The 21,938-nt window shown below is 57.2% G+C and carries 19 protein-coding genes and 1 pseudogene; 15 read left to right on the forward strand and 5 right to left on the reverse strand.

All coding sequences use genetic code 11. The features are described 5' to 3' along the window. Nucleotides 1-9 precede the first annotated feature (9 nt). Complete coding sequence (locus QZH45_RS15665; RefSeq protein ID WP_024777223.1) at nt 10-507, reverse strand: BCAM0308 family protein; 498 nt, start codon at nt 505-507, stop codon at nt 10-12. 251 nt (nt 508-758) lie between these two features. Between QZH45_RS15665 and groL the strand changes: the two genes are divergently transcribed. The 7 genes and pseudogenes from groL to QZH45_RS15700 all read left to right on the forward strand — a co-directional run bounded on the left by groL (nt 759) and on the right by QZH45_RS15700 (nt 6,449). After that, entirely contained in the window at nt 759-2,378 is a 1,620-nt protein-coding gene (gene groL, locus QZH45_RS15670; protein ID WP_053193987.1) for a chaperonin GroEL, read from the forward strand. A gap of 86 nt (nt 2,379-2,464) precedes the next feature. Continuing rightward, nucleotides 2,465-3,025 (forward strand): nitroreductase family protein, encoded by a 561-nt coding sequence (locus QZH45_RS15675; protein ID WP_024777221.1) that lies wholly within the window; start codon nt 2,465-2,467, stop codon nt 3,023-3,025. A gap of 162 nt (nt 3,026-3,187) precedes the next feature. Beyond that, complete coding sequence (locus QZH45_RS15680; protein WP_053193989.1) at nt 3,188-3,880, forward strand: phosphoribosyltransferase; 693 nt, start codon at nt 3,188-3,190, stop codon at nt 3,878-3,880. A 153-nt stretch (nt 3,881-4,033) separates the two neighbouring features. Then, the gene (locus QZH45_RS15685) at nt 4,034-4,711 is read left to right on the forward strand and encodes a c-type cytochrome (protein WP_231995030.1); all 678 of its coding nucleotides are present in this window, start codon (nt 4,034-4,036) and stop codon (nt 4,709-4,711) included. Then, nucleotides 4,708-4,854, forward strand: a complete 147-nt coding sequence (locus QZH45_RS15690; RefSeq protein ID WP_155514796.1) for a hypothetical protein — start codon at nt 4,708-4,710, stop codon at nt 4,852-4,854. The genes QZH45_RS15685 and QZH45_RS15690 overlap by 4 nt, the downstream gene beginning before the upstream one ends. Continuing rightward, nucleotides 4,844-5,243, forward strand: a pseudogene (locus QZH45_RS15695) (AMP-binding enzyme); the annotation flags it as partial. The gene QZH45_RS15690 and the pseudogene QZH45_RS15695, both read left to right, overlap by 11 nt. Before the next feature lie 15 nt (nt 5,244-5,258). Then, nucleotides 5,259-6,449, forward strand: coding sequence for an MFS transporter (locus QZH45_RS15700; protein WP_024777217.1), 1,191 nt, complete (start codon nt 5,259-5,261; stop codon nt 6,447-6,449). 70 nt (nt 6,450-6,519) lie between these two features. On the opposite strand, the gene QZH45_RS15705 is transcribed toward QZH45_RS15700, so the two are convergent. After that, on the reverse strand, nt 6,520-7,500 hold the full coding sequence (locus QZH45_RS15705; RefSeq protein WP_024777216.1) for a tyrosine-type recombinase/integrase: 981 nt from the start codon (nt 7,498-7,500) through the stop codon (nt 6,520-6,522). Nucleotides 7,501-7,697: 197 nt separating this feature from the next. Between QZH45_RS15705 and QZH45_RS15710 the strand changes: the two genes are divergently transcribed. Beyond that, entirely contained in the window at nt 7,698-8,759 is a 1,062-nt protein-coding gene (locus QZH45_RS15710) for a DNA-binding protein (RefSeq protein WP_055134970.1), read from the forward strand. 155 nt (nt 8,760-8,914) lie between these two features. Here QZH45_RS15710 and QZH45_RS15715 read toward each other — a convergent pair whose 3' ends face one another. Beyond that, nucleotides 8,915-10,882, reverse strand: coding sequence for a BCCT family transporter (locus QZH45_RS15715; protein ID WP_053193993.1), 1,968 nt, complete (start codon nt 10,880-10,882; stop codon nt 8,915-8,917). 397 nt (nt 10,883-11,279) lie between these two features. Between QZH45_RS15715 and QZH45_RS15720 the strand changes: the two genes are divergently transcribed. After that, a complete protein-coding gene (locus QZH45_RS15720) occupies nt 11,280-11,606 on the forward strand; it encodes a four-helix bundle copper-binding protein (protein ID WP_080686197.1) in 327 nt (108 codons plus the stop codon). 81 nt (nt 11,607-11,687) lie between these two features. Here the strand turns inward: QZH45_RS15720 and QZH45_RS15725 are convergent, their stop codons facing one another. After that, the gene (locus QZH45_RS15725) at nt 11,688-12,971 is read right to left on the reverse strand and encodes an OprD family porin (protein WP_055134971.1); all 1,284 of its coding nucleotides are present in this window, start codon (nt 12,969-12,971) and stop codon (nt 11,688-11,690) included. A 277-nt stretch (nt 12,972-13,248) separates the two neighbouring features. Here QZH45_RS15725 and QZH45_RS15730 point away from each other — a divergent pair, with 277 nt between their 5' ends. The 6 genes from QZH45_RS15730 to QZH45_RS15755 all read left to right on the forward strand — a co-directional run bounded on the left by QZH45_RS15730 (nt 13,249) and on the right by QZH45_RS15755 (nt 20,873). Further along, nucleotides 13,249-13,407, forward strand: coding sequence for a hypothetical protein (locus QZH45_RS15730; protein WP_167355714.1), 159 nt, complete (start codon nt 13,249-13,251; stop codon nt 13,405-13,407). Nucleotides 13,408-13,424: 17 nt separating this feature from the next. After that, a complete protein-coding gene (locus QZH45_RS15735) occupies nt 13,425-13,649 on the forward strand; it encodes a DUF2188 domain-containing protein (RefSeq protein WP_024777212.1) in 225 nt (74 codons plus the stop codon). After that, the gene (locus tag QZH45_RS15740; RefSeq protein ID WP_024777211.1) at nt 13,646-14,074 is read left to right on the forward strand and encodes a DNA methylase; all 429 of its coding nucleotides are present in this window, start codon (nt 13,646-13,648) and stop codon (nt 14,072-14,074) included. The genes QZH45_RS15735 and QZH45_RS15740 overlap by 4 nt, the downstream gene beginning before the upstream one ends. A gap of 242 nt (nt 14,075-14,316) precedes the next feature. Next, nucleotides 14,317-15,219, forward strand: coding sequence for a substrate-binding periplasmic protein (locus QZH45_RS15745; protein ID WP_199275575.1), 903 nt, complete (start codon nt 14,317-14,319; stop codon nt 15,217-15,219). A gap of 15 nt (nt 15,220-15,234) precedes the next feature. Beyond that, a complete protein-coding gene (locus QZH45_RS15750; RefSeq protein WP_055135060.1) occupies nt 15,235-18,285 on the forward strand; it encodes a hybrid sensor histidine kinase/response regulator in 3,051 nt (1,016 codons plus the stop codon). After that, the gene (locus QZH45_RS15755) at nt 18,282-20,873 is read left to right on the forward strand and encodes an EAL domain-containing protein (RefSeq protein ID WP_053193996.1); all 2,592 of its coding nucleotides are present in this window, start codon (nt 18,282-18,284) and stop codon (nt 20,871-20,873) included. Before QZH45_RS15750 ends, QZH45_RS15755 begins: the two co-directional genes overlap by 4 nt. A gap of 138 nt (nt 20,874-21,011) precedes the next feature. On the opposite strand, the gene dapA is transcribed toward QZH45_RS15755, so the two are convergent. Continuing rightward, nucleotides 21,012-21,887 carry a 4-hydroxy-tetrahydrodipicolinate synthase gene (gene dapA, locus QZH45_RS15760; RefSeq protein ID WP_053193998.1) on the reverse strand — a complete coding sequence of 292 codons (876 nt, stop codon included), beginning with the start codon at nt 21,885-21,887 and terminating at the stop codon, nt 21,012-21,014. Between the last annotated feature and the right edge of the window lie 51 nt (nt 21,888-21,938).

Consider the following 21,938-nt stretch of genomic DNA (forward strand, 5'->3'; position numbering starts at 1 on the left):
GGTCGGGTGTCATTCGTCACGAGTCCAGGTGATGTGTACGCCGTACTCAGTATCGCCGTAACGGTACTGAGCCTTTCCCTTGAACGCGCCTTCCAGGGCATGCCCCAGGCGATTCGCGAGATGGATGCCGGTGGTGGTCACCGTCAAATCCTGCGCAACGGGCGACAAGTGGATGATGCGCTCGAGCGCATGCTCCGCCATTTCTTGTTTTTCGGTGTTCTCGATCAGGTGGATGATTTCATCATGGTGCTTCTGCATGAAGCTCCCCGTTAGCGTAAGGGTGCCGGCCGGGGCATTATCCGCGATGCGACGGCAGGCAGGGCAGGTCACGCTTTGCGCGTTATGCACTACAGCGCTCTCGGGTTGGATCCAGGTCCAGTTCCCGGCCTGGTACACCGCGTTGCACTGCGGGCACACGGCTGAACCTTCAACACGCTGCAAGCAATAGGGATCATGGGGCGGTGTTTTGAACAGTTTGTTTTTCTGGCTCTGCTGATATTTGTCCATGCTGGTTCTCCTGGCGCGTCGAAAGGGGAAAACCCACGTATTGAGGCACGCGTGGATTTCACACTCTGATTGGGACGCGGTTTGCCGCCGGGCGGATTGATTTTTGTCAACTCTCGGAGCGCCGGGCGACAGTCGGTAAACCAACGCGACAAGCCTCGTCATGGGTATGGCTTTGTTGATAAAAGTCAACATGGGCACCGCCTCTTCAGAGAAGCATGCAGATTCCGTCGAACCGAAAGGAGAGCACTCTGGTGGCCCACAGCAAAATCGAGTTTCGCGCGGCCGCGCGCGAGCGAGTCCTCAGTGGTGCCACACAGTTGGCGGATGCGGTGTGCGTGACACTGGGGCCGAAATCCAAATCGGTGTTGATGCAGAATAAATGGGGCAACCCCACGGTCTGCAACGACGGCGTCACCATCGCCAAGCGCATTGATCTGCAGGACCCCGAACAAAACCTCGGTGCGCAAATGCTACGCCAGGCCGCGGAACGTACCGGTGATGCGGTAGGCGACGGCACCAGCACCGCAACGATACTGGCTCACGCCATCCTGGCCGATGGCATCCGCAACGTGGTCGCCGGCGCCAGTGCCATCGATCTCAAGCGCGGCCTGGACCGTGGCCTGTTGTTGGTGCTGGAATCGCTCGCGGCGCAGTCCCGCACGGTCAGCACGCCCAAGGAAAAGGCCCAGGTCGCGACGCTGTCGGCGCACAACGATCCAGTTGTCGGGCAACTGGTGGCGGATGCCCTGGAGAAGGTCGGGGTCGAGGGCGTGGTCAGCGTCGAAGAGTCCAAGACCACCGAAACGGTGGTCGAGGTCATGGAAGGGATGCGCTTTGACCGGGGTTATGTCTCGCCCTACTTCGTCACCGACACCGAAAAGATGCAGGTCGAACTCGAAGACGCTTGCCTGCTGCTCTGCGACCACAAGATCGGCGGACTCAAAGACTTGATTCCTTTACTGGAGCAGGTCGCCAAAAACGGTCAACCCCTGGTGTTGATCGCAGACGATATCGAAGGGGAAGCGTTGACCACCCTGGTCGTCAACCATATCCGCGGCGTGCTTAAAGCCGTGGCGATCAAGGCCCCAGGCTTTGGCGACCGACGCAAGGACATGCTGCAGGACATGGCAGTGTTGACGGGGGGCACAGTGATTTCCAGCGATCTGGGGATCTCCCTCGAACAGGTCGAACTGCAGCAGTTGGGCCGAGCCCATCGGGTGGTGGTTTCAAAGGACAGCACTTCGCTGATAGGCGGCGCCGGTACTCGCGAAGCCATCGACGCACGCCTGCAGCAGATTCGCGCGCAAATGGCGGCTACCACCAGCGACTATGACCGTGAAAAGCTGCAGGAGCGGGTGGCCAGGTTGTCCGGCGGCGTTGCGGTGATACGGGTGGGCGCGCCGTCCGAAGCCGAAATGAAGGCGCGCAAGGACGCCTTGGATGATGCGATCTCGGCGACCCGTGCGGCGATTGCCGAGGGGATTGTCCCGGGAGGAGGGCTGACGCTGCTCAAAGCCGTGACGTCGATTGCCGCCGAGGAAGCCCGTCATGAGGGGGATGTCCGTACCGGCCTGCAGATACTGCGCCGGGCATTGGAAGCGCCGGCCCGGCGTATCGCGGAAAACTCGGCGGTAGATGCCGGCGTTGTCGTGGCGCGCATGCTGGCGGAGCCTGGAAACATCGGTTTCGACGCGGCTGCAAACACGTACGTCGATATGTACGAAGCCGGCATTATTGATCCGACCAAAGTCGTGCGGATTGCCCTGGAGAATGCGGTTTCAGTGGCCAGTATCCTGCTACTGACCGAGGCGACCATCACCGATATTCCAGAAAAAGAACCGCCAGCCCAGCCGTCGTTTCCCGAGGGTTGAGCGGCAGGTCACGCCTTGCTTCGATATGAATCACCCGACCGTCCGCTCGGGTGGACGCCGTGATGAAACACTGGAGGCACGTACGCATGAACCTGACCCAGGCAATTTCCGGACGGCGCTCGACACGTGATTACACGTCTGAGCCGGTCGATGAGAAACTCATCTGTCGCTTGATCGAAGCCGCCGTCCAGGCGCCCAGCGCGATGAACCAACAGCCGTGGACGTTCACGGTGATTCGCGATCAGGCGTTGCTGGAGCGGGTTTCCCGCGAGGCCAAGGCCTGGATGCTCGCCACCATGCCGGCAGGCAACCACTCCAGCCACTTTCAGGCGTTGCTCGGCCAGGACAGTTTTCAGATCTTTTACCACGCGCCGGTACTGGTGCTGATCTCGGGTAACGCGCCCGGTCAATGGATGGTCGAAGACTGTGCCCTGGCTGCCGAGAACCTGATGCTAGCGGCGTATGCCGAGGGGCTCGGAACGTGCTGGATCGGTTTCGCCCAGGGCTTCCTGAATACGCCGCAGGGCAAGCATGCGCTGGGACTTGCGTCCGAGTGGACGCCCGTGGCTCCGATTATCGTGGGGCATCCCAAGTCGGCACCTGTGGCCATCGCGCACAAGCCCCCCGAGATCCACTGGATAGGCTGATTACCAACGCAAAAAGCAATAGCGCGCCTGCGTGCGCAAACCGGCCGCGCCGCGCCGCAAGCGGAGGACAACATCATGAACATGGACGCACTGAAACAGCGAGGCGCACGCACAGGCCCGGTGTAATCAAACCAAAGGCGTCAGCGCCTGACGAGGTGACCCATGACTCATAACCCTTCTCTGCAAACCCTCTGGCAGGATCGGTCGGCGGCCGGTCAAAGCCTGGTGGAGCCGTTGCTTAAATACGCACGGCGCCCCGACGTCATCATCCTGGCCTTGCCCCGTGGCGGTGTCCCGGTGGCGTATGAGGTGGCTAACGCCTTGCAGGTGCGGCTGGACCTCCTCGTGGTGCGCAAGCTCGGCGTTCCGTCCCAGCCGGAATTCGCCATGGGCGCCATCGCCAGTGGCGGGATACACATCCGCAATGAAGAGATGCTGCGGGCGCATTCGATAGATCAAGACAGTTATGACGCCGTGGTCGCACGGGAAACCCGCGAGCTATTGCGCCGCGAGCAGGTGTACCGGGGGACGCGGCCGCCGGTGCTACTCAAAGGTCAGGTGGTCATCCTGATCGATGATGGCCTGGCCACGGGGGCCTCGATGATCGCCGCCATCCACGCGGTGCAGCTGCAGGCCCCGGCGCGTATTGTCGTGGCGGTGCCGGTGGCGCCGCCAGATACGGTGGAAACCCTGCGCTGCATCGTCAATGAAGTGATCTGCCCGCTGATCCCTGGGCGGATGATGTCCGTCGGTTACTGGTACTCGAATTTCCCCCAGACCAGTGATGAAGAAGTCATTGAGCTACTGCAACGGGCCTGGCAGCGCGGATCGACGCAAGGGCGCCCGCCGCAGTAGTAACATCGGCCGCCGCCACCTGGCCACGGTCGGTGCTACCGATCGACATAGCCGGCGTCCGGCCAGTCGGCGTCTCAGCACTACCTGGGCATCGGTGAAGCGATCGAAATTGAGGTTTATCAATAAAGCCTGCTCCGCCTTGAGCGAAGGTGTTTGTACACTGAACTCGGGCTGTCGACGCTGATCATGGAGGTATGTGGTATGACGCGCTCTATCTCCCTGACGCTTGCCCTTTGCATGGCGACGCTCGTGGGCTGTACCGGCACAACGGATCGGCCCCCGGAAAAAACCGCGACAGCGCCCGCGCTGGTTCTGGTCGATGACGTGTGTTCCCTGTGTCATGGGCTGACCGGGGAGTCGGTTTCACCGATGTTTCCCAAGCTGGCCGGGCAGCAGAACGACTACCTCAAGGTGCAGTTGATCGATTTCAAAGGCCATGCACGCATGGACAAGGCCGCGACCCAGTACATGTGGGGCTTTACCCATTTGACAGAGTCGCAGATAGCCGGGTTGGCGGACTACTTTTCCAGGCAGCGCCCCATGCAAGCAGAAGCCGAAACGCCTGACTCAAGAGGGGAGTTGATCTTTCGCCACGGCGTACCTGAGTCAAATATCGCCCCGTGCAGCACCTGTCATGGTGCCGAAGGTCAGGGTCTCGGCCAGACGCCGCGGGTGGCGGGCCAGCACGCGGCCTACATGGTTCGCCAGATCAAGTTGCTCCAACAGGCCGACCTTCAGGAGCGGCGTGATCCAGGCAATCAGATCGCGCATGCACTGTCTGATGGCGACGCGCAGTCTGTCGCGCTTTACATGGCAAGGCTGGGGCGATGAGGCTGAAGGCTGCAGCGTCTCGGGCACCGCTGTCGACCCCGACCACAAGTTCACGCGCAATGAGCAACGATGACATTGCCGGGATTTTTGACGACATCGCCGACCTGCTGGAGATCGATGAGGCCATCGACGCACGCCGGTGACTTGGCGATCATGGATGAGTAGGGTTATCTGAGGATCATCGGGCGCAAACAAAGACATGATCATTCGGGGTGGCGAGAACATCTATCCACGCGAAATCGAGTAATTCTTCTTCACCCATCCTTCGGTGGCAGACGTGCAGGTGATCGGCGTGCCGGACGAAGTTTATGGAGAGGAGATCGTAGCTTGGGTAAGGTTGCATGAGGGGCACCAGGCAAACGCCGACGATCTTCGCGAATACTGCCAAGGCTGTATTGCTCATTTCGAGACGCCACGCCACTTCAAGTTCGTTGACGACTTTCCCATGACCGTCAGCGGTAAGGTGCAGAAATTCCGTATGCGTGAAATCAGCGTAGAGGAACTGGGGACGTCAAGTTGCTTTCACCCATGAGTGCAGAAAGACCATATGAGTAGCGAAAGTCCACACACCAATGTTGAGCGTCTTCGTATTCCGCGCACGATCTGGGCCTTGGGCTTTGTCAGCCTGTTCATGGATATATCGTCTGAGCTTGTACACAGCTTGGTGCCCGTGTTTTTGGTCACCACGCTAGGTGCGAGCGCATTGACTGTCGGGATAATCGAGGGGATTGCCGAGTCGACCGCCATGCTCGTCAAGATATTCTCTGGCGCCATCAGCGATTTCATTGGCAGGCGCAAAGGACTCCTGTTGCTTGGGTATGGTTTGGCGGCCCTGACCAAGCCGCTTTTTCCTTTGGCTCACTCGGTTGAAGTAATTTTCACTGCACGCTTTCTGGATCGAGTCGGAAAAGGTATCCGAGGTGCGCCGCGAGATGCCCTTGTGGCAGATGTTTCGCCACCCGAGATCCGCGGGGCCTGCTTTGGGTTACGCCAATCGATGGATACCGTAGGGGCCGTTCTCGGCCCCGCTCTGGCGATCTCGCTGATGCTGTGGCTCGCAGATATACAGCTTGTACTGTGGGTTGCGGTGATTCCCGCAGCTATAGCGGTGGCTCTCATTGTCACTGGAGTAAAAGAGCCCGCTAGCGCCTCTCGAGAACACAAGTTTCGGTCTCCAATACATTGGCGAGTTCTTCACGACTTCTCCGCTGGGTATTGGTGGGTGGTTGTCGTTGGCGGGGTGTTTACGCTCGCCCGGTTCAGCGAAGCGTTTCTGGTGTTACGGGCACAACAACTGGGCTTGTCAGTGACTTGGGTTCCGCTGGTGATGGTAGTAATGGCGCTTTTCTATGCGTTGTCCGCTTACCCTGCCGGTTGGCTATCTGATCGTATCAGTCGCACGAAACTGCTCTGTGTGGGTATGGGGCTACTTGTCTTGGCGGATCTGATTCTTGCTCAGTGCGGTTCTGTCATCACGATGCTGCTGGGTGTTGTGTTATGGGGAGGGCATATGGGATTCAGCCAAGGGATTCTTGCCTCGCTGGTGGCCGATAAAGCGCCCGGAAAACTCAAAGGTACGGCCTTCGGCATTTTCAATCTGGTTAGCGGTGTATGCATGCTGATCGCCAGCATTCTTGCGGGCTGGCTATGGCAAAGCATTGGATCAGACAGCACGTTCCTCATGGGAGCATTGCTTGCCACAATCGCTCTAGTCTTGCTTTTATTCAAGAAGCAATAGCATCTTGGTCGGGGAACGCTTTGACGCGTTGTTCACGGTCTCAAAGAGTGTTTGAAGTCCCCCGGACAGGTCAGTGATCTGGGTGAACACCGGAAATCCTCTTGTTCTCCAGGACGGGGGCTTGTTGGGCGGTGCGCAAAGCAATTCCGCCGAAGGATACGCTGGCATCCACATAGCGCAACGCCGACTTCATGTCCTTCCAGCCCACATATTCCATCAATCCCTTGATGTCCCAGCCGTTCGCAGACGCCCAAGTCGCAAAGCCGCGCCGCATCGAGTGACTGCTGTATAGCTCCGCTGGTAGTCCGGCTTCTTTGAAAATACGGCGCAGTACGGGGATAAGACTATGGGGCTGCATGGGTTTGCCTGACAGGTTGCCCCAGCGATCAATCCGCTGGAACACCGGACCTTTCGCGATCCCGGCCACCGTTATCCAGCTGATATAAGCCTCTACGGGGCAAAGCATGACCAGCGCTGGCGTATGGAAGGAAGTGCCCTCATGCTGACGATCCCCCTTGGTGTAGGGCAGGAAAAAGGTAATGCCTTCGCCGCTTACGGCTTTCGTATTCTCCACCGTGAGCCTTGCCAGCTCATCGCCCCGAAAGCCACGCCAGAATCCGATCAAGATAATCGCCACCGAGCGACGATGACGCACCAGCGACTTGTAGTCTCCGCGTTCAAGCGCAGCTGCAGCTTGCCCTTCAAGCCAGGTGACCGCCTGCTCCAGATGTTTCAGCAGCAGCGGGGCGGCCTGTCTGACCTGTGCCGGATGCACGACCCTGATGCCTTTGATCATTTGACGAACGTCAGGCGTCTTGGTCGGATCTGGGAAGCCCTGAGTGATGTGCCACTGCGCCAGGGCTGCCAGACGCTGCTTCAGCGTGTTGATGGAGAGCTTGTCGGCGTACTCCGCCAAGTACCGAACCACACCTGTGCCGGTCGTGGGTAGATACCCGCCCCACGTGACCTCGAAGTGCTCGATCGCCGCCCGGTAGCTTTTCCGCGTGTTCTCCCGGGTGCCGGCGCTGAGGTACCGATCTGCCTTTTCCATCGTCTGCCGCCTTCAAAATCGGAGCGTTTCTGCCTGCATACGCCGCGGGGGAGGTGCTCCGGACGCAGCGACGGTTCAAGAAGCCATAAAGCACTATTATGGACTTCTAGATAAGCGCGATAAAAGGGTGTAATGTTCGCTTAATTCATTATGTATTTACATGACATGTAATACGGTACGTAATCGTAGGAGGCCCCATGGCTCGAGGCGGAATCAACAAAGCTGTAGTGCAGAAAGCACGTCAGGCGCTGCTGGCCAGGGGCGCCAACCCCAGCATCGACGCCGTGCGCGTAGAGCTCGGTAACACGGGCTCCAAGACAACGATTTCGCGCTACTTGAAGGAGCTTGAACCCTCCAACTCAGAGCCTGCGACCTCACGTGAACGCATGGGCGAAGCGCTCAGCGGCATGGTGCAGACGCTGCTGGATCAGCTGATGGAGGAGGGCCAGGAAGTCATCTCCCAGGCGACCGCGGCTTTTGAGCAGCAGCGGACTGCGCTGGAAGACCAGCTCGTCGAGCTCAGATCGGAGTTGGCGACCACTCAACGTCATTTGGCCACCCAGCAGGCCGCGACAGAGACGCAGAGCGCTGAGCTTGCGACCAGCCAGTCCTCGCTTCAGGCTGAGTTGATGCGCAACGCACGCCTCAGTCAGCGCTGCACCGACCTGGAGTCTCTGGTTGCAGAAAAGGACAAGCACATCCAATCCCTGGAGGAAAAGCATGTGCAGGCCCGTGGGGCACTCGAGCACTATCGAGCGGCGGTGAAGGAACAGCGAGATCAGGATCAACGCAAGCACGAGTCTCAACTGCATGAGATGCAGGTTGAACAGCGCAAGCTGCGAGAGACCATCGCCGTAAAACAGGACGATCTGACGCGACTCAATCGCGACAATGAACGCCTGCTTGGTGACGCCAGGCAGCAAACCAAAGCCCTGCATACTCAGGAAGCCTTGGTTCAGTCTCTCAACATTCAAATTGACGCACTGCGCCAGGGTGAGGCCAGGACCGCTGGGGTGACTGAGCACCTCATCGAGCAGATCTCGGCTTTGCGTGAAGAGGCAAAGGCGCTCCACAAGGCCGCCACTGTAGCTGATCTGCGTGAGCAGGAAGCCATGGCGCTGCTGGCGTCGCTTCAGAAAGAGAATGAGCAACTTCGGCAGGCTGAGACAGATGAGTCAAGGGTAGAAGAGGAGGGCGCTGACTCCTCCGGGGCAGAGGATAAAGCGCCCGCCAAACCTACGAAACGACCTAGGAGATGATAAATGGAGCAGATCGCAGGAAAACCGCACAGCCGTGACGAAGGCACGTCAGCTTGGAAATTCGCTCATCAGCGTCTATCCCAACTGCTCACGGACAGGGGTGAGCCGTTTGGCCCACTGACTCCGATCATGAAGCTGGATGCGGCCCGAAACAGTCAACCTGTTAGATGGAGGTAGTGCATGTGACGCTCGTACTGGTCGAGAATGTCGCCGATCACTTCCTCACGTGACCACCCCATAATGTCAGTGTCTTGGCCACCCTCGCGTAAATGCACTTCAGCTCTGAAATACTTTCGTTCCTCATCTTCGGTGTCGCCCATCACAAAGCTCGGCATGGCATAGGGATGAGGACGCACCTCGTAAACGAACTTTGGATTCTCCGCGCTCCCGACACGTAGTCGAACACCTCCGTCTTCTCCATCTTCGACATCGCATGTGTAACCTTGCTTGCGCCATTCTTCCACCACGGACATGCAAGCGGGTTTGGCTGTCTCGGTGATGAAGCGTAGAACATGAGCGCGACGTGGGAACATGGCCATTGTTCTAAGCCGGCGCTGCCATCCGCCTGTGCTACGAGCGGTCGCAGATGATATCGATTGATAGCGAAGCCCGCGCTTGGTCGCGTCAAGTTTCAATGCCTTCAGCAACCCTCGTATACTGCATAGCAGCGCGATAGTGAAGGGGAGCGCACTGGCAATGGTTGCCGTTTGTAGCGCCTTCAATCCGTCAGCCAACAACAATGCGATAGCTACCAGCCCCATGCTGGAGGCCCAGAATACTCGTTGCCACACCGGGGTCACAGGTGATCCCCCCGAGGCGAGCATATCTACCACCATCGCACCGGAGTCCGCAGAAGTTACAAAGAAGACCACCACCATGATGATGGCGACCAGCGAAATGACACTCGAAAACGGGAAGTGCTGAAGAAAGGCAAACAATGCCAGCGAGGTGTCCTTGTCAATAGCGGCACTCAGGTCAGTCACCCCCTCGGTCAGAATCATATGAATAGCAGTGTTGCCAAACACGGTCATCCATAGCAGCGTGAATGCAGTGGGCACCAGCAGGACGCCCATCACAAATTCACGAATCGTTCGACCGCGGGAAATTCGGGCTATGAAAAGACCTACGAATGGAGACCACGCCAGCCACCATCCCCAGTAGAAAAGTGTCCAGCCACCAATCCAATCCGTTGGCTGATAGGCATACAAGTTCAAGGTTCGGCTGACTATCTCGGTCAGGTATCCACCCGTGTTCTGTACAAAGGTCTGCAGGATAAATACGGTCGGCCCGAGCACAATCACCATCAAAAGCAGTAACACAGCTAACGACAGGTTCAGTTCCGAAAGCCGTCGTACGCCTTTGTCCAGGCCGGTTACCACCGAGATGGTGGCGAGCGCAGTGGTTGCGAAGATCAAGATGATCTGCACTGTCGTATTGATGGGCACATCGAACAGGGCATTGAGTCCGGTATTGATCTGAGAGACACCGAATCCTAGGGATGTCGCTACGCCTAACACTGTGCCGATGATCGCGAAGATGTCGACTGCATGACCAATAGGACCAAAAATTCGGTTGCCAATCAGTGGATATAAGGCCGATCTCAATGTCAGCGGAAGACCATGCCTGTAGCTGAAGTAAGCCAGGATTAACGCGACGATGGCATAGATCGCCCACGCGTGCAGACCCCAATGGAAGAACGTGATCTTCATTGCTTCCCGCGCGGCTTCAACCGTGTTGCCGTCCCCCACGGGCGGGTTGAGAAAGTGCATGACGGGTTCGGCAACGCCAAAGAACATTAAACCGATTCCCATGCCCGCCGAGAACAGCATCGCGAACCAGGTTGTGCTGCTGTAATCCGGTGTGCTGTGGTCTGGTCCTAGCTTGATGTCTCCGTACCGGCTGATTCCAAGGAACACTACAGTGCCCAGGATGATCGCGACGGCAAGGATGTAGAACCAACTGACGTTCGTGATGATCCAGCTCTGGACGTGCCCGAATACGATCTGGGCGTGACTGTGAAAGACACTTGCGTATAACACCAGCAGAAGCAGAATGACGCCTGAGGTGTAAAAAACCGGCGGATTAAGCGTCGGCTTCCGAGGTGGCTCGACCTGGTCTGGCATGGACATCTCCTTCGGTGCGAGCCCAGGACAGCAACAGCCCGGGGCATGAATCGTGTGACACAAGATTGTGCATTGTTTAAAGCGCTGCCTTTGAAGAGAGTAGCGCTCATGATGTATCGATTTACTCGGCCTCTTCGCCGCTAACGTTCAGGCCCGAGAACAAGCCTAACGGATTCGACCGCCAGCAACGCATTTCGTCCCAAACATGGGGGCGGCAGACATCTTGAACTCGCTCGACGTACCTGGAATCAGCCTTGCCGGCCAAACCTTGAGTGTGAAAGTTCACGCATCCGAGCCCGTTCAAGGCTCAGATAACCAAATTCAAGAAACCTTCGTGTTCTGTCTCAAGTCGAACGTCTGACGAGGAAAAACTCCTAAACCTGACGGGAGAATTCAGATGACCAAGACTTACGAAGATTGCGTTTCCGAGTGCTTACGCTGCGCTTTAGCATGTGAAACGTGCGCATCATCTTGCTTGCAAGAGCAAAACGTTCAAATGATGGCTAATTGCATCAAGCTGGACCGAGACTGCGCGGATATGTGCGTACTCGCGGCAAGACTTATGGCACGCAACAGCGACCTTGCTACCGGCATCTGCCGTCTATGCGCTCAGGCCTGTCGAGCATGCGCCAACGAGTGTGGCAAGCACGAAGCGGAGCACTGTCAAAAATGTGCGCAGGCCTGCCGGACATGCGCTGAAGCTTGTGAGGCGATGGCCGCATAACAGGTCGTGAATCGGGCTCGGAGGAGGGTAGTGATGTCTCCGGGGGTGGAGGATATCCAAGCCCCCCGTGAAGTTAATCGGTTAAAAGCGTCCCAATCCAAGGGGATACTCGATCACCACGTAAATCCGGTCGATGTCATCCCCGCCCTGGGCGCTGTTGGCCCGATGAGTCACCTGGGACACCTGCAGGGACAAATCCTTGGCCCGCCCCGATTGCACGGTGTAGTGCAGATCGATATCCCGCTCCCAGTGGCGACCGCCATCCCCTTGTTGCGGGATGAATTGGCCGGTAGCCGGGTCAAATGGGTTGTAGGCGCCACCTAGAGGGGCATGGGAGCCGTCGATGCCGCGGCCGGTAACGTAGCGGGTCATGAATTTTAATCCCGGGATACCAAAAGCTCCCAGGTCGAGGTCGTAGCGGGCCTGCCACGAGCGTTTGCCAGCGCCGTTGAAGTCAGCGTATTTGATGGAGTTGGCGAGGTAGATCGAGTCGCCGCCCACAAAGTCGAAGGGCGTGTCGCCATGGATTTTCTGATAGGCCAGGGTGAATCCCTGAGCGCCGAGGGTGTATTTGCCAGACAGGCTATAGGCGGTGTTATCAATCGCGCCAGCCTCGGCGTCGCCGTAATCCTGGGTATGGTAAAGGTTTGCGTCCAGAAAGAATCCCGATTGTTTCAGATGCAGGTTGGCGTAGTACTGACGCCAGGTGTCGGTCAGTTCGGAAGCATACAGAGCGCCGCCCAACGGCTGGTCTTCGAACAATTGGGCACCGAGCAAGCTGATGCTGCCGGTATCGGTGCCCACTCCATAACCAGTGAAATCCCCTCTGCTGGTCGAGGCGTCCTGATTCTTGAAAGCGGTGAAACGCCCGGCCTGCAAATGCACGTCGTCGAATTCCAGGCTGTCGAGCAGAAACCCCGTGGCGTATTCCGGTTGCAGGCGTTTGTCGGCAGTGTCGAACACCGGGGTTTCCACGGTCATCTCACCGTAGGCCAAGGTGGTTCTAGAGGCGCGCAGTTTCAACGCACCACCGGCACTGGAGAAATCGCTCTCACTTCGGCCATCCGAATCCAGCGGCAGCAAACCTGTTCCGGAATGCCCCTTGCCACCATCCAGTTTCACACCGAGAAAACCATGGGCGTCGACACCAAACCCAACGGTGCCAGGGGTAAAGCCGGAGGCAAATGAGGCGATGAAGCCTTGAGCCCACTCCTGCTTATAGTTTTTGTTCGCCGGGGAGGGGGATCGGTAGTCATTCTGCAGGAAGAAATTGCGGCTCAGCACATCCAGGGTTGAGCCGTCCATAAAGCCTTGCGCCGATGGCTCGGCAGCCAGGGCTGTGCCGCAGGTGCCAATCAGCAACATGGATAACCAGAACCTGGATCGTGGCCATTGTTGGGCGCGAGCTTTACTGCTGCAAAGGCTCTGGGTGTTCAGTGCTTGGTTTGCGGTATGCATGCTGTAGCCAGTTCGGTGACGAGGGCCTGATTATTGGCCGCGGGGCTCTGGCTGGTGAGTTAAACGTTGTTAATTCTGAGTGGGTACGACTCGTCGGGCTAAAGCTGGCGCAAGCTCGTATAGCATTGAACGCCTCGCAGTGCCTGTCCTCCAAGCACTATCAGAAAGAAGAAGGAGAACCAGCATGCAGCCTGAGACTGAAGGACTTGAAGAGCAGGGCCCTAGCGGCGTGCCTTACATCAACGATCCGGAAAAGCCCACTTCACCGCCCTTGAACGATGCCGACGCCACGGATGAGGATGAGGCGGAGGAAGATATTCAGGACGAAGCAGAATCCATTTGAATGTGAGGAGCAAGGCAATGGACAACTACCACCTGAGCCCGTCTGCGGATGGCTGGGAACTTAAGAAAGCCGGCGCAGAACGTGCTTCCAAAAAAGCTGCCACAAAGCAGGAGCTGATGAACTCTCTGGCAGATTTCTTTGATGGCAAGACCGCCTCGGTGAAGATTCACAAAGCCGACGGCTCCATTGAGGAAGAACGCACCTATCCGCGTTCCGCTGACCCCAGGCGAACCAAGGGGTGACCCCCATTTCCGCTGCCGACCTGGGTATCGAGATCGACGCCCCGGGCGGCCACGGAGTGTTTCGGTGGCTGCTCGCCAGTTTTCTGATCGGTAAAAGGATTCGGTCCTCTGTCGCCGTCGAGGCGTACCGGAACCTGGTTGATCGATATGGCCTGGATACGCCTGCAAAGCTCGCCCGATGCTCCCGTCGAGACCTTGTCAGGCTCCTCGGGCAAGCGGGCTACGCACGCTACGATGAGTCCACGGCGCGGCGACTGCACGAGCTGGGTGTAGGCCTGGATACCGAACTGGAATCTCGGATGAACGCTTTGCAGAGCGGTTCAATGGAAGCTGCGGAGTTTGAGCGATGGTTGCTCAGCTTTAACGGCATCGGGCCGAAGACGTTGGAGATCTTCAAGCGCGGAGTTGCTCTAGGAGACAAATGACGCGTGTTGTCGCATGACTTTCCCTACCCAGTTGATTGGCCTGGAGCTTGTCCTCGGCCACCACCAGCCGGTAGCGGTGTGCCTCGTCGAACACATGGAGCCTCCAAGTACGTAAACGGCAGGACTGGCAAAATGCCACGCGCGTTGCTATTTTTTGACGTATCGACGGTTAGACTTACTACCGGACATTCGCGGACGTCGCTGTATCTGCCCAGTTCGCTGCGGAAAAGGAAACCCGGAGTATGTACATCCCATCGGTTACGCGAAGCCCGGCGCCGCGCTTTGCATCTCTTCTAAAGTTTTTAATTGTCGTTGCCATTGCGCTGAATCTGTTTGCTCGTCCCGCGCAAGCCGAAGACCGGGAAACGACATTTCGTTATTTCCCTTCCGGGCCCATCTATGAGTATCGCTGGAAGCTCCTGGAGCTGGCGCTTTCGCATACACAGGCGACCGATGGCCGCACCCATCTCGTTCCCTATGGGCAGGAGGCCAGTCAGAATCGTGGCATGGAGTTGCTTCAGACGGGGCAGATCGATGTCATCGCACTGGGAACCAACACCGAACGCGAATCCCTTATGCTGCCGATCAAGATCGATATCTTGCGTGGTCTTATCGGTTACCGCCTCCTCTTGATTCGTGCTGCCGATCAACCTCGCATCGCGCGGATGGACGAACAAGCGTTTCGCGAGCAATTGACATTCGGCCTTAATAGTCAATGGGCCGATGTACCCATCATGCAAGCCAGTGGTTTTACGGTGGTCACTTCGAGCAACTATGAAAATCTTTTTGGCATGCTTGCAGCTAAACGCTTCGACGCGTTCCCGCGTGGATTGAATGAAGCGGCTCGTGAGCTTGAGGAGCACAAGGATCAATACCCTCAGCTCGTCATTGAAAACAGCAAGGCGTTGTTCTTCCCTTATCCGGTGTACTTTTGGGTCAACAAGAGCGACACCGCGCTGGCCCGACGCATCGAACATGGACTCAATCTGTCGTTGGCGGACGGGTCCTTCCGCAAACTGTTTGAAACTTACCACGCAAAGGAGATAAGCGCGCTTGCCAAGGAACATCGGAGGGTCATCCGTCTTGCCAATCCCGTCCTGCCTGCCGGGACGCCTGAACCGGATACCCTCTGGTGGTGGAAATAAATGCAAGTAGGACGGATGTTTGCCGCTCAGACGCTTTTCAGGCGACTGCTTTACACCATGTTCCCGTGGTATCTCTTGATTGCTCTGGGTATGACTGGGGCGCAGTTGAGCATTCAATATTTCAGCGTCAGCAGGGATATCACGGATGACCTGGTCTCCCTAAGCAGAACCATCAGCCCCAGCTTCACCAAGGCCGTATGGGAACTGGACAAGGCTGAGCTCATGAGTATTGTCACAGCCGTGCGTCAGAACGCTATCGTCAGCGGCGTCCAGGTGGTCTCTGCCGGGGGGGAGGTCCTGGCGGTCTCCGGGCATGTGCCAAGCGGGAGGAGGGAAGGGCGGACGCTCTTTCCCGCCAGGTTCCGCCAAGCCGAATTACCGCTTACGTCGCCTGGGCAGGCGGGCGAGCATAATGTGATCGGTGTTCTCAAGATGTATTCAGATCGCAGTGTGCTATGGGATCGGACCAAGTACGCCTGCCTGTTCATTCTGCTAAATTCGATCGTCATTACCTCGGCACTCTGGCTGATCATTCTCTGGGCCATTCGTTATCGACTGTCCAATGCCGTCACCCGGGTCTCCCACGCTGTAGCGAACTGGCGTTTCAGGCCGGACAATGCGCCCGTGGAGAAAATCCAGTATCCCTACCGCGACGAGCTCGGAGAGTTGGTAAACGCCTTTAACGAGAGCCGCAGTCGACTCTTCGATTCGCTGCAAGCGCTTAACCAGCTCAATCACAATCTTGAGGGCATTGTTGCCGAGCGAACTGAAGAACTGCTTCTTGCCAAGGAGGAAGCGGAGCGGCTGACGCAGGTCAAGAGCGATTTCCTGGCTAACATGAGCCACGAGATCCGCACCCCCATGAACGCCATTCTCGGCATGCTCTATCTGGTCCTGAAAAAGGATCTGCCGCCGGCCTTGCGTAGCCAACTGGGCAAGGTACAAACGGCCGCCCATTCACTGCTGGGTGTGATCAACGACATTCTTGATTTTTCCAAAGTTGAGGCGGGCAAACTTAAACTCGAACAGATCGAGTTCGGGTTGGATTCCGTGTTGGAGCAATTGACGGATGCCATCGCCTTCCAGGCCGAAGAAAAAGGTATCGAGTTTCTTATTCGTCATGACCCCACCATTCCCACGCGGTTGTTGGGCGACCCATTGCGCCTGGGCCAGATCCTCCTCAACTTGTGCGGGAACGCTATAAAATTCACGGAAAAAGGCGAGGTGGAGTTAGCACTCCACAGCTTGGGCATTCGGGACGACATCCTGCATATGCAGATTAGCGTGCGCGACACGGGCATTGGCATGAGCCCTGAAACACAGCGTCATCTCTTTGAAAAATTTACCCAAGGCGACTCATCCACGACGCGGCGATTCGGTGGAACCGGCCTTGGGCTGGCCATCAGCAAGAGCCTGGCCGAACTGATGGGAGGGCGTATCTGGATTGAAGACTCGCAATCAGGCAAAGGCAGCACGATCAGTTTCACCGTGCAGTTGCCCGTCGCGCGGCAAGCACAGATACACCAACGACAACTGGTCGAGCAGAGCGGACCGTTGCTCAAGGGCATCCGCGTCTTGCTGGTGGATGACAATGCGGTCTCTCGTGAAATCCTGGCCGAGATGTTGCGTTTCTTCCAATTGGAAGTTGTCACCGTTGCCAGCGGCCCGGCCGCCCTCACCGAACTGCAGGCCCCAGCCGCTGAGCCCTATGATCTGGTCCTGATGGACTGGCGTATGCCCGGCATGAATGGCGACGAAACCACCCAGCGCATTCACCGTGATATTCGTTTGCCCCGTCTTCCCAAGGTCATCATGATCACCGCTTATGGTCGCGAAGATGTCTTGCGCCTGGCCGAGCAGGCCGGGGTGGACGGGTTCTTGATCAAACCAGTCTCACCTTCAGTGCTGCTTGACTCGATTCTTTCAGTCCTTGGACGTGGCCGCGTTCTCGGAATGGATGCTCAGGGCAGACCTACAACGCTCCAGCCCCCGAATAACAATCAGTTGGCGGGGGGCCACATACTGGTCGTTGAGGACAACGATATAAACCGGGAATTCGCCGCCGAGTTGTTGCACTGCGAAGGCATGGTCGTGGATGAGGCCGTGAACGGTCAGGAAGCGCTCGACAAGGTCCAAGGTCATGATTATGACGCGGTGTTGATGGACATCCAGATGCCCGTGATGGATGGCCTGGAGTCAACCAGGCGTATTCGGGCATTGGCTGATATGCCTGGCGGAGAACGCTTTGGTGCACTACCGATTATTGCCATGACCGCGCTGGCGATGGCGCAAGATACCCAGGCCAGTCACGATGCGGGAATGAACGACCACATTACCAAGCCAATTGCACCCGATAGGCTGATGACCGTACTCTGCAAGTGGATACAATCGCCCGGCCGGCGTAGCGATCAGCCTGCGGTGCTCGATGTTGTGAAATCGCCGGCAAGTAGCCTGCCTGCCGATCTGCAGACAATGGTCCATATCAACGCTCAGGACGGTTTACGCCGTATTGGCGGCAAGGCTGATGGCTATCGAAAACAGCTGCGGCGGTTTCGCCTGCATTACGCTGACGCGGTCCTCAAGATCCGCTGTTTTGTTGCAAGTGGCGACAAGCAAGGTGCAGAGACATTCTGTCATTCACTCAGGGGCGTTACCGGAAATATCGGGGCCCAGCGCCTGTATGACATCGTTAAAACCATCGACGATCAACTCAAGCAGAACAGCTTCCCTGATGATCGCGTCCTGGAGGAGGCTGAAGGTCTCCTCCAGCTCGTGCTCTGTGAGATCGATGGGATTGCCGAGATTGATTACCCGTCCCAGTCGAGTGTCGAAACACCCTTATCACCATCATTGCTCGACGCGTTGCTGAACCAGCTCGTACAGGCCCTGGAATCGGACCTTGGTGCGGCAGAACCTATACTCGCTCAGTTGCTCAAGGGGACGCGCGGAACCCGGATCGAGCAAGAAATATCCGCTATTGCCGCCTTGATCGATGATTTCGAAATAGACGCCGCACTTACTCGATTACAGCACCTGAATGGGGTCGCCCCGGATACGTCTTCATGAACGAACTTGCTCCTAACAACAAACGTGCCCGCATTCTGATCGTCGATGATATCCACGAAAATCTGCATGCCTTGATGGGGATGCTGCGCGACGATTTTTCTCTGTGTGCGGCTACCAACGGTGAAAAGGCGCTTGAGCTGGCCAACCGCCAACCGCAGCCAGACCTGATCCTGCTGGACATCAAGATGCCGGACATGGACGGTTACTCCGTTCTTTCCGCACTCAAGCTTGACCCGTGCACCACGAATATCCCGGTGATTTTTGTGACCGCCCTGGCTGATGCCATGGATGAGGCGCGAGGCCTGGCGATGGGTGTCGCCGATTACATCACCAAACCGTTCAGCCCTGATCTGCTCAAGGCGCGCATCCACAATCAACTTGAGCTCAGGCGCCTTCGCCAGAACCCCATCCGTTTCGATATAGCCGGACCGGCAGACCCAGCCAACCGCCCCTCGCTGTTGGTTGTCGATGACATCCCGGAAAACATCCATGAGCTACTCGAGGCGCTCAAGGATGACTACCGCATCATGGTTGCACGCACTGGCGCCCAGGCGCTGGACGCCATTCAGGGCACCGTGCCCCCAGACCTTGTCCTCCTTGATATCGTGATGCCTAGCATGGACGGCTATGAAGTCTGCAGGCGCATCAAGGCAACGCCGACAGGCAGCCGAATCCCCATCATTTTTGTCACGGTCATAAATGCTGCATCAGAGAAAGTCAAAGGCTTCGAGATCGGAGCTGCCGACTACATCACCAAACCTTTCGATATCGACGAAGTGCGCGCGCGTATTCGCACCCATTTGGAGTTGGCCAGGCTGCATCGTTTCCTGGAGGATCTGGTGGCGCAGCGCAGTGCGTTACTGCAATTAACTGAAGACAAATATCGCATTCTTGCCCATCGCGACCCTCTGACCGGCTTGCCGAACCGCGTACTGTTCGCGGAATTGCTGGATCACGCGATTCTGCAGGCCGAGCGTGAGCAGTCCCAGTTTTCCTTGCTCAACATAGACCTGGATAACTTCGCGACGATCAACGAAAGCCTCGGCCACAAGTCGGGTGATCAACTGCTGACCCAGGTCGCACAGAGGTTGCGAAGCCTACTGCCCGAAAACGATAGCATTGCACGCATTGCCGGGGATGAATTCAACATTATTCTGGAGCATGTCGATGTTCCAGTGGACCTGATGTCCCAGCGCATCATCAATGCGTTGGCAGAGCCATTCGTACTAGGCAAGCAGAATGTCTACATGGGGGCCAGCATCGGAATTACGCTCTATCCCGACGATGGGACTGACTCCGAGACCCTTCTGAGCAATGTCGACGCCGCACTTCATCGAGCCAAAGAGCAGGGGCGGGGAGTGCTGTGCTTTTTCTCGCCAGAGATGACCCACCGCGCCAAGCGGCGTTTAAAACTCGAAGCAGAGTTGCGCAATGCCCTTGAGCAAGGAGAGCTGCGGGTTTACTACCAGCCCCAAGTTGATCTGGATACCGGTAATATTGGCGGTCTTGAGGCCCTGGTCCGCTGGCAACATCCCGAGCGCGGGATGATCTCTCCAGGCGAATTCATTCCCCTTGCAGAGGAAAGTGGCCTGGTTATACAACTCGGCGATTGGGTGTTGCACGAGGTCTGCCGCCAAATCAAAAACTGGTCAGAGGCAGGCATTGCGCCGTGTCAAACAGCGGTGAACATCTCTGCTGTTCAGTTAAGCGCGGGGAATCTGGTGAAGTCGGTCAAAAACGCCCTGGCGCAAACCGGCATCGAGCCCAGTCAGCTTGAACTGGAAATCACCGAAAGTTATGTAATGGTGGACCGCGATCAGTCATTCAAGTCCCTGAGCGAACTCAAGGCGCTGGGTGTTCGACTGTCGATTGATGATTTCGGAACGGGTTACTCCTCGCTGGGATATCTGCAGCAACTGGAAGTGCACAGGCTCAAGATCGATCTCTCCTTTGTCCGCGATATGACGACTAACGCGGGCAATGCCTCTATCGTCAAGGCCATTATCGCGCTGGGGCACAGTCTCGGCCTTGAAGTGGTGGCCGAAGGCGTCGAACATCCCGGTCAAGCGCGGTACCTGCGATCTATGCACTGCGATCTGATCCAGGGTTACCTGATCAGCCATCCCATGCCCGTCGAAGACACGGAACGCTTTCTCTCTTCCTACCAGCCACTGCATGTCGTACTTGAAAATGAAACATCATCGACGTTGTTGCTGGTGGACGACGACCTGGGCGTTTTGTCCTCGCTCAAGCGCCTGCTGCGCCACGAGAACTACCTTATCCTCACTGCAACGAGTGCCCAGGAAGCCCTCAAGCTTCTGGCTGAACATCAGGTTGGCGTCATCATCGTTGACCAACACATGCCGGGCATGAATGGCACGGAGTTACTCGCTCGTATTCGAACCATGCACCCCCATACCGTTCGAATGGTCCTGTCAGGCTCCGCCGCCGTCGATAACGTGACCGAGGCAATCAACCGCGGTGAGATCTACCGTTTTCTGACTAAACCCTGGCATGAAGCAGAGTTGCTCGAGACTGTGCGCGAGTCTTTTCGCCAGTACCGAACGTTGAGCGGGGTAAAGTCGTAGGAGTGGGGTGTCCTGGGTGATCTAAAGTAAAGGAACGGCGACCCCGCCTTGCCTGATTACGCCGGCTGTCACTTATACGACGTTTAGGGTGTGGTGGTTCTTGGGCTTAGCACCACACCCATGAGATCGCCGCCCGACCTATGCGCTTTGACAGGTCAAACCTGAAAGCACAGATCTGAGTCGATCCATCGTTGTTGAGGAGCAAGTTTGCATGGGCTCACGAAGCTCGTTGCTGATCAAGCCGTGGACGCTCAGAGCTGCTTTGATGACAGCCGGGTTGGGCTCAGCGAACGCCATCTTTATCCAAGGCAGGAGGCGGTAAAATGTAGCCCGGGCGCACATGACATCGCCTCTATCCATCTCCTGCATCATCTGGACATACAGATTTGGACGAATGTGTGCCGAGGCCGAAATTGCGCCGGCTCCGCCCAGGGCGAGGTTTGTGAAGATCTGGATATCCTCGCCGGTCAGAATCTCTGCATTGCCGTCCTCGATCAGGGCCATGGTGGTTTCGACATCACCACCGCAGTCCTTGACCGCTGCGATTTTGGGGTGACGCACGATCCTTCTCAGCGTCTCTCGTTCGATCCTCACGCCTGTTCGATAGGGGATGTCGTAGAGGACCACCGGGACAGATGAGGCATCAGCGACTGTTTGGAAAAATGACTCGATGCCTTGCTGCGAAGGCCGAATGTAGTAGGGTGCTGGAACCAGAACGCCGGTGATGTCACGGCTCTGGATCTTTTGTTGGAATGCCAGGGCTTCCTGCAGGTTGTTGGCCGACAGCCCCATGATCACCTGGTCAGGTCGAGCAATCTGTAGAACTGCATCCAGTACCTCGAGCTGTTCATCCTTGTTCATCGCTGCGGCTTCACCAGTGGTGCCGCATACGACCAGCCCCCTAACGCCTCCAGAAAGGAGCGTTTTCACCAAACCTTCGAGCGCGTCGAAGTCGACGTGTCCCGAATGAAAGGGCGTGGCCAGTGCAACCCAGATACCGCGAAAATTAGACATGCATTACTCCTCAGGCAGACCGATTAGTCGACGTCAGAGGAGGGGATGGGA

Source organism: Pseudomonas corrugata (assembly GCF_050920615.1).
In the GTDB taxonomy this organism is placed as follows: domain Bacteria; phylum Pseudomonadota; class Gammaproteobacteria; order Pseudomonadales; family Pseudomonadaceae; genus Aquipseudomonas; species Aquipseudomonas corrugata.

Bases quoted from the DNA above. Each gene is read 5' to 3' on its own strand.
- QZH45_RS15700 (WP_024777217.1), top strand. From the start codon at position 5,259: ATGAGTAGCGAAAGTCCACACACCAATGTTGAGCGTCTTCGTATTCCG.
- QZH45_RS15720 (WP_080686197.1), top strand. From the start codon at position 11,280: ATGACCAAGACTTACGAAGATTGCGTTTCCGAGTGCTTACGCTGCGCT.
- QZH45_RS15735 (WP_024777212.1), top strand. From the start codon at position 13,425: ATGGACAACTACCACCTGAGCCCGTCTGCGGATGGCTGGGAACTTAAG.
- QZH45_RS15680 (WP_053193989.1), top strand. From the start codon at position 3,188: ATGACTCATAACCCTTCTCTGCAAACCCTCTGGCAGGATCGGTCGGCG.
- QZH45_RS15730 (WP_167355714.1), top strand. From the start codon at position 13,249: ATGCAGCCTGAGACTGAAGGACTTGAAGAGCAGGGCCCTAGCGGCGTG.
- QZH45_RS15750 (WP_055135060.1), top strand. From the start codon at position 15,235: ATGTTTGCCGCTCAGACGCTTTTCAGGCGACTGCTTTACACCATGTTC.
- QZH45_RS15665 (WP_024777223.1), bottom strand. From the start codon at position 507: ATGGACAAATATCAGCAGAGCCAGAAAAACAAACTGTTCAAAACACCG.
- dapA (WP_053193998.1), bottom strand. From the start codon at position 21,887: ATGTCTAATTTTCGCGGTATCTGGGTTGCACTGGCCACGCCCTTTCAT.
- QZH45_RS15710 (WP_055134970.1), top strand. From the start codon at position 7,698: ATGGCTCGAGGCGGAATCAACAAAGCTGTAGTGCAGAAAGCACGTCAG.
- QZH45_RS15715 (WP_053193993.1), bottom strand. From the start codon at position 10,882: ATGCCAGACCAGGTCGAGCCACCTCGGAAGCCGACGCTTAATCCGCCG.
- QZH45_RS15705 (WP_024777216.1), bottom strand. From the start codon at position 7,500: ATGGAAAAGGCAGATCGGTACCTCAGCGCCGGCACCCGGGAGAACACG.
- QZH45_RS15725 (WP_055134971.1), bottom strand. From the start codon at position 12,971: ATGTTGCTGATTGGCACCTGCGGCACAGCCCTGGCTGCCGAGCCATCG.
- QZH45_RS15675 (WP_024777221.1), top strand. From the start codon at position 2,465: ATGAACCTGACCCAGGCAATTTCCGGACGGCGCTCGACACGTGATTAC.
- QZH45_RS15755 (WP_053193996.1), top strand. From the start codon at position 18,282: ATGAACGAACTTGCTCCTAACAACAAACGTGCCCGCATTCTGATCGTC.
- QZH45_RS15690 (WP_155514796.1), top strand. From the start codon at position 4,708: ATGAGGCTGAAGGCTGCAGCGTCTCGGGCACCGCTGTCGACCCCGACC.
- QZH45_RS15745 (WP_199275575.1), top strand. From the start codon at position 14,317: ATGTACATCCCATCGGTTACGCGAAGCCCGGCGCCGCGCTTTGCATCT.